This window comes from Endozoicomonas arenosclerae (assembly GCF_001562015.1).
GTDB lineage: Bacteria > Pseudomonadota > Gammaproteobacteria > Pseudomonadales > Endozoicomonadaceae > Endozoicomonas_A > Endozoicomonas_A arenosclerae.
The window spans coordinates 1-5,674 of the sequence record NZ_LASA01000244.1 but is presented as its reverse complement, the minus strand read 5'-3'; the positions used below and the strand labels follow the sequence as shown (position 1 = coordinate 5,674).

The window sequence follows — 5,674 nt, the reverse complement described above, 5'->3', positions numbered from 1 at the left end:
TCAAGAAAAACCCTGAAGTTAAGCAAAAGTTATGGGGTGGAGCATTCTGGAGTTCAGGATATTTTATGAATACTGTCGGCCAGCATGGTAATGAAGATGTAATTGCAAATTATGTCAAAAACCAAGGCAATGCGGAGTACAAGCAGCTACACCGGAAGGAAATAAGTCCGAACCAAATCAGTCTGTTTATGGACTGACCACTCAAGTTGCACTGAGGATACCCCGCAGCTTGCTGCGGGGTAGTTCATTTATTTATCTCGACAGTGAAAATTGGTTTAAAGCATCTATTGAATATGAAAATCAAGATTATTCTCGCTTAGGTAGTGTGGTAACAAATTTTGGGTATTCCGATTGGGCAACAACTGACATAAAACCCACTTCAAAAATATGGGAGTAAACAAGGACATCCATACATTTGACTAACCAGCCAGTTAAACTACTTTTCTCCTGTCACTGAATTTTTCAAACTGGAGCCCCCATGACCCGAGCCCGCAGTACCCTGATTGATCCAGGTTCAACACCTTACTATCACTGCGTGGCTCGCTGTGTCCGTCGTGCCTTTTTATGTGGCGAAGACAATCTCACCGGTAAAAGCTTTGAGCATCGCAGACAATGGGTGGTTGATCGACTCGAAATGCTGGTTTCCATCTTTGCCATTGAAGTCTGTGCTTACGCGGTAATGTCGAATCATTATCACGTAGTACTGCACATCAATTCCAGAGAGGTAGAAGGTTGGAGTCGAGATGAGATACTCAAACGGTGGACTCTATTATTTGCTGGTCCTTTACTGGTTCAGCGCTATCTAAGCGGGCATAATTTGAGCAGTTCGCAGCTCAGGCGGGTTGATGAATATACAGAAGAATTCCGTCTTCGACTGAAGAGTATCAGCTGGTTTATGCGTTGTTTGAATGAGCATCTGGCTCGTGAAGCTAACCAGGAAGACGGTTGTAAAGGCCGATTCTGGGAGGGGCGATTCAAGAGTCAGGCATTGTTGGATGAGGCCGCTCTTCTGACGTGTATGGCCTATGTTGACCTTAATCCGATTCGCGCTACTTTGTCCAAAACACCCGAGCAATCCGATTTCACATCCATTCAACAAAGAATTGATCACTTATCCAAGCCGAACGATCGCAAGCAACCCCTTGAGCTGAAGGCTTTTCGTCATCAGGGACAAAATCCTGATCTTGCACTTCCGTACATTTTTCATGATTATCTTGAACTAGTAGACTGGAGTGGCAGAGCGGTCCGAAAGGATAAAAAAGGTTCAATTCCTGAAAGTGCGCCTCCTATTCTGACCAGGCTGGAGATAGATCCGGATGAGTGGCTGAAAACCATGAGTTGGAATAATCGTTTTTATCGCGCTGCAGGTAGGCTCAAAGCTATGAAAGCCTATGCCATGAATACCGGACAGCAATGGCTCCAGGGCTTGCAAGCATGTAGTCGTTTATTTCCGTCTGGTTGAAACAAGCATTGGACTGTATTTAATGCCTCTTTCTGAATTTTGTTCAGTGAGACAAATCTCTATACCTGAAAAACATCAATTCATCCCTTTCAAAGAGCTTCATTGTGCTTTAGGCCGATCTTCAAGAAGACATGCACTGGCAAGAAGACCCATACCCTGAGAGTGAGTTGTTGGTGTTTCATTGCTGAGAATTTTATATTCTATGGATGTCCCTGACTTCCCGTGTTTATATTCTATGGATGTCCCTGACTTCGCCTGACTTCGATATCCCTGACTTCGCTGACTTCGCTGACTTCGCTGACTTCGCTGACTTCGCTGACTTCGCTGACTTCGCTGACTTCGCCGCTTCTGGTTTCGTGCCAGAAAGAAACATTCGAATCGCGAAGGCACCCAACAAGTGCGTGGTGTGCGCCCCACACGCAAGCGTTACATTAGCTCAAATAATCCGTCATTTATCCGTACAACTTGCTTATAGGAGCTCTCAGGTCTAAAATCTGTCTATACGGAAGACATCCGTACAAATGGAGGGTGGAAAATGGCTACTGCACGCTTAGACCTGAGACTTGATGAGGAAATCAAGGCTAAAGCAGAAAAGGCTTCAGCTCTACTGGGGCTGAAGAGTTTGACCGAATACGTTGTTAGGCTCATGGATGAAGACTCTACACAGGTCATCTCTGAATATGAGAGCATTACAGTAGAAAACGATGTCTTTGATCGCTTTACAGAAGCCTGCGAAAAGGCAAAGGCTCCAAATAAGGCTTTGTTAGATGCTTTGGCATTTACCGAGGGGAAAGGTGTCAAGTGAGCTGGTCAAAGGAGTTTGTGGAACTCGATAAAGGTATCCATGATAGAGGATCATTTGACTGTGGTGAAGTTGAACTTAACTTGTTCATCCAGACACAAGCAGCAAAACATATGCAGGCAGGTATCAGTCGCACAATGGTTCTGCCTGCATTAAACCCTTTACCAAATCAAAAAATACCAATTTGTGCATTTTATAGCATTGCGCCAAGTTCCATATGTCGAGACACTTTACCCAAAGCTTTAGCCAAGAAACTACCGCGTTATCCTATCCCTGTATTTCTGATTGCCCAGCTTGCTGTACATCGAGAATTCCACGGAGAGGGGCTGGGAAAAATTTGCTTAATAAATGCCTTGAAGTATTTGTGGGAAATCAACTCTCATATGCGTGCATACGCAATAATCGTTGACTGCCTAACGGACTCAGCAGAACGATTCTATGCAAAATATGGTTTTGAAGTGTTGTGTGAACATAATGGTAGAATTCGCATGTTTCTTCCTATGAAAACAGTCGCCCAACTGTTTGGTTCGTAGCTAACCGCAAATGTAAAAAATGCTTCCAGTTCGGTCGCTACGCTCCCCCGACGTGCCATCGGCACGCGGCTGAAGCAGGTGTTAAGTTTCCGAGTTACCCAATAAAAGTGGACACTTCTCTAAGTTAGATTAACTTCTAATCGCAAAAAAAAGCAAAATAAAAGGGATATCCATTTTTTTTGTTAATCTATCGTTGGTAATTAATTGAATGGATGTCCTTTTTTCTCCATTGGTAATTAATTGAATGGATGTCCTTTTTTCTCCACTGCGTGGCTCGCTGTGTCCGTCGAGCCTTTTTATGTGGCGAAGACAATCTCACCGGTAAAAGCTTTGAGCATCGCAGACAATGGGTGGTTGATCGACTCGAAATGCTGGTTTCCATCTTTGCCATTGAAGTCTGTGCTTATGCGGTAATGTCGAATCATTATCACGTTGTACTGCACATCAATTCCAGAGGGGTAGAAGGTTGGAGCCGAGATGAGATACTCAAACGGTGGACTCTGTTATTTGCCGGTCCTTTACTGGTTCAGCGCTATCTAAGCGGGCATAATTTGAGCAGTTCGCAGCTCAGGCGGGTTGATGAATATGTAGAAGAATACCGCCTTCGACTGAAGCGTATCAGTTGGTTTATGCGTTGTCTGAATTACTGCACCTAAATCCACAGTAGCTCTTCATACTCAGCTGGGTTAAGACCAAGACTTTCAATGAAAGAGGCATATTTATGGTAAAGTTCTACCGTATCCACCTTGGCCAAAGGGTCACAAGGGGTATAGGTTATGGGCATTCTTGCGGTCTGATCTTCGGCTATTTTTATGTGCCAGGCCTCCAGCAACCGGCTGATTAATATCCCTTCATCACCATTGCGTGGGCAGTTAAAGAAACGGAACTCAGCGGTATTTTTTGGATGGGTCACAATGTGCCCAAGTCTTGCTTCCTGATTATCTTCGTATTTATCCATTTGGATATTCATAGGAACATTTCTTTCAGGAGTATTGCCAACCAAATTAGACCAAAACTCTATGATCCCATGATTTGCCTGGTAAAAACCCCCGCCCTTACCTGTTTTTCCTTTTTCAAGGGCTTTATTAAATGCTGTAACCATTGATTTGACAATTCTGCTTTTAGATTCGCCTTGTTTACCCTGAACAACATATCGGTGTAGTTTCTCGGAATCAGCCTCGGTTTTGAAGCAGGTGCAAAGCCAGGCTTTATCTTCAACGTCTACCAGCATTCGGAAGAACAGCTCCGGGTTTGCTCCAATAGATTGATGTAAATCAATATGCTTATGCCCGGAACTAATGGTCAGATTCATCTCCCAGGCTATGTCAGTCACAAATTGAGTGAACAGTGTATTTACCGGGTATTCTTTATCGCCTACGCTGAATACTTGCCCTAATGTGTACGGTGATACATTCACTTCGAGCAAGCGCTTATCCTCCCACATATCGGGAAAAACACAAGAGTGCCATTGGCCTATGTGTATGTTGAGTTTTTCATTAAAGACTCTGGCTTCAGCATATCTCCCTCTTAATAGCTCTAATTGACACTCTGAGGGTGGCACCTTATTCTCACAGAGCTTTCTTTCCAGCTTTTGCTTCCAGATAGTTAATAGCGCATCAAAGTCGGATAAGGCTGTTTCAGACATCAATAGTATATCAGTGCAATATTCCAATTCTTCCCCATACATAAAGCGGCATGGCTGCAACTTTTGATGTACTTCACAGGCTGAAGCATCGTTCATAAACAACAATGACTCAAGGTTGGCAGGAATACACTCAGTCATTACAGCCGTATTGAGTGTTTCAATGAGTGCAGCTCGTTGTTGTGGATCAGCCATAATGGCTCTGGAGCAATCCCATAAATGTTCAGATAACTCTACCAGTAAGGGTAAGGGTAGCTTTCTTTTAAAATCAAACTCTTGGCTCAGCCCTATATGCTCAAGAGCTATTTCTAAATAATGATCACCGGCACCCATTATCTTCGCAAACACAACAGCTGGTTGAAAAGACTGACAGCCTTTCATAAAGTCAGCGGTAGCAAATAATATAATTTCATCTAATTGACGTATTGTTTTTTTCAATTTTTTGAAATAAGGGGATTCAGAAAACAGTTTGACAAAAATCAAGGCATTCCTGCCGTCGTCCCCCTCATAAAAACTCAAGACCTCATTATTAAGTGTGTAACAGCCTGTAAATGAGCCTATGGATTCTACATGTTTATATCTAGAAAATTCATCATTATATTTTGTTACATTGGCGGGAGAATATTCAGCTGATTCCAACCAGAATGCAAATGACTGCAACGGCTTGGCTCGATTTTTAGAAGGATGTGATTCAATCTTTCGTGCATCCAGTCCTATCCATTTATCCGTCTTCTCTAAACGAGGGTGTTTAGCTGGCGGTACTCTTATGTCTTGATTTTGCGCGGCTGAACACTCAGGTCTATATACTGGCACGCTGCTTGCTTTTTGATTATCACTGGTTGAGTTCATGCTATGTCCGGTTTAATTCTTGGTCATAGGTATTATGGAGGTATGACTATTCATCCTATTTATGAATTCAAAATTTGGTTAGAATAGCTAACCCATCTGACATTACCACTGACAAGTAACAATCTCTTTCATCGTACAAAACGAGAAGTGAACAAGGACACCCAGTGCGCCGAGATAAATCGGCAAGAGATTGAAGGTGAAAGCCCTTCATCCGGTAAGGTCTAGCAAACCGCCGGAACCCCGAGTCATGGGCGGTTGTCAGTAATGGCAATGGTTAAGCGTTGACAGGGGAAGATACAGGCTCAGTATTGAGCTCCGAAATCATTATCGAGAACGCCGACCTTGTTGGGTGAAAGGGAAGGCAAAACGACAAAGGAGCGTTATCG

The 5,674-nt window shown here is 43.4% G+C and carries 8 protein-coding genes; 6 read left to right on the top strand and 2 right to left on the bottom strand.

Features of this window, described 5'->3' with window-relative positions:
* The 3 genes from WG89_RS29910 to WG89_RS28300 form a co-directional block, all read left to right on the top strand.
* The coding region (locus WG89_RS29910; RefSeq protein ID WP_172806770.1) for a transposase at window positions 1-197 on the top strand (197 nt) is incomplete at its 5' end.
* A gap of 32 nt (window positions 198-229) precedes the next feature.
* Window positions 230-397: a DUF1349 domain-containing protein gene (locus WG89_RS29905; protein WP_245662995.1), complete on the top strand. Its 168-nt coding sequence runs from the start codon at window positions 230-232 to the stop codon at window positions 395-397.
* Window positions 398-478: 81 nt separating this feature from the next.
* On the top strand, window positions 479-1,462 hold the full coding sequence (locus WG89_RS28300) for a transposase (RefSeq protein ID WP_062271109.1): 984 nt from the start codon (window positions 479-481) through the stop codon (window positions 1,460-1,462).
* A gap of 233 nt (window positions 1,463-1,695) precedes the next feature.
* On the opposite strand, the gene WG89_RS30890 is transcribed toward WG89_RS28300, so the two are convergent.
* Complete coding sequence (locus WG89_RS30890) at window positions 1,696-1,881, bottom strand: hypothetical protein (RefSeq protein ID WP_153301891.1); 186 nt, start codon at window positions 1,879-1,881, stop codon at window positions 1,696-1,698.
* A 116-nt stretch (window positions 1,882-1,997) separates the two neighbouring features.
* Between WG89_RS30890 and WG89_RS28290 the strand changes: the two genes are divergently transcribed.
* The 3 genes from WG89_RS28290 (at window position 1,998) to WG89_RS28280 (ending at window position 3,453) form a co-directional block, all read left to right on the top strand.
* Window positions 1,998-2,267: a type II toxin-antitoxin system TacA family antitoxin gene (locus WG89_RS28290; protein ID WP_062271104.1), complete on the top strand. Its 270-nt coding sequence runs from the start codon at window positions 1,998-2,000 to the stop codon at window positions 2,265-2,267.
* Between the two features lie 17 nt (window positions 2,268-2,284).
* Complete coding sequence (locus WG89_RS28285) at window positions 2,285-2,797, top strand: GNAT family N-acetyltransferase (RefSeq protein WP_245662994.1); 513 nt, start codon at window positions 2,285-2,287, stop codon at window positions 2,795-2,797.
* 248 nt (window positions 2,798-3,045) lie between these two features.
* Window positions 3,046-3,453, top strand: coding sequence for a hypothetical protein (locus WG89_RS28280; protein ID WP_062271101.1), 408 nt, complete (start codon window positions 3,046-3,048; stop codon window positions 3,451-3,453).
* Here the strand turns inward: WG89_RS28280 and WG89_RS28275 are convergent.
* A complete protein-coding gene (locus WG89_RS28275; RefSeq protein WP_062271098.1) occupies window positions 3,450-5,288 on the bottom strand; it encodes a hypothetical protein in 1,839 nt (612 codons plus the stop codon). The genes WG89_RS28280 and WG89_RS28275 overlap by 4 nt on opposite strands.
* Window positions 5,289-5,674 lie beyond the last annotated feature (386 nt).